This is a genomic window from Streptomyces rugosispiralis, from assembly GCF_024505145.1.
GTDB classification, from domain to species: domain Bacteria; phylum Actinomycetota; class Actinomycetes; order Streptomycetales; family Streptomycetaceae; genus Streptomyces; species Streptomyces rugosispiralis.
In genome coordinates, this window is the sequence record NZ_JANIAA010000166.1 from 1 (window position 1) to 1,255 (window position 1,255).

Annotated in this window: 1 protein-coding gene; it reads right to left on the minus strand. The window is 73.3% G+C overall.

The genetic code is table 11. From position 1 onward, the window contains the following. The coding region (locus tag NP777_RS47975; protein WP_308405427.1) for an acyltransferase domain-containing protein at nt 1-1,254 on the minus strand (1,254 nt) is incomplete at its 3' end. Nucleotide 1,255 lies beyond the last annotated feature (1 nt).

Consider the following 1,255-nt stretch of genomic DNA (forward strand, 5'->3'; position numbering starts at 1 on the left):
ACCCTCGACGCCATGCGCACCCTCGATCGCACGCGCCACCCGGCGGCCGAACACACCCGATGCCCGCACCGCCGCCTCGGTCTCGTCGGCACGGCCACTCACCACGCCCACCAGCCGGTCCGCCACCCGCGCATCCCACACCTCGGGCAGGTCGACCAGGCCGCCCCAGCGCTCCGGGGCCTCCAGCCCGGCCACCCGGCCCAGCCCCCACACCGCCGCCTGCTCCACACTCAGCGGGCTCTCCGAACCGCCCACCGCCACCGCACCACGCGTCACACACCACACCCGGCCGCCCACACCCACGTCCCCGATCGCCTGGAGCAGGGACAAGGTCAGCGCCAGGCCCAACGGCACCGACCCGTACTCACCGTGCCGCCCTTCCGCCGACGCCAGCAGCGACACCACACCCGCGGCGTCGGAGACTTCGGCCGCCTCCAGGGCCCCGCGCAGCCGGTCCGCCATCACCGCACGGTCGGCGTCGTCCTGCCCCAGCTCGACCACGACAGGCAGGGCACCGCGCCCGGCCAACGCCGCCACACAGTCCGCAACCCATTCCTCCCCGGCCGGCCCCGCCGGGACCGCCACCAGCCACGTGCCCGTCAGCGCAGCGCCCACCACGTCCGAAACGGGCGACCACGACACCCGATAGCGCCAGCGATCAGCCACCCGCGTCAGCGCCGGGGCCGTGTCGGTACGGACCGGCTCCAGCCAGAAGCGCTCCCGCTGGAACGCGTACGTCGGCAACTCCACACGGCGGGGGCGGGCCGGCGCCAACAGGGCTGACCAGTCGACCTGACGCCCCCGTACATAGATCTCGGCGAGTGCTTCCCGCAGCGAGGGGATCTCGCCCCGGCCGGCGCGCAGCACCGACGCGAAGGCCGCGTCGGAGACACACTCCTGCCCCATCCCGGACAGCACACCGTCCGGGCCCAGCTCCAGGAAGGTGGTGACTTCCGCGTCCGCCAGGCTCCGTACCCCGTCCGCGAACCGCACGGCCTCACGCACATGCCGCACCCAGTACTCGGCCGAGCACAACGCCTCGGCGTCCGCCACCCGACCCGTCACATTCGACACGACGGGCATGCGGGGGCTCGCGTACGACAACCCCTCGGCCACCCGGCGGAACTCCGCCAGCATCGGCTCCATCAGGGGCGAGTGGAACGCATGCGACACCCGCAACCGCTTGGTCTTGACACCCCCGGCCTCCAGCAGCCCGGCGACCTCCACCACGGTATCTTCCGCACCAGAAATCACG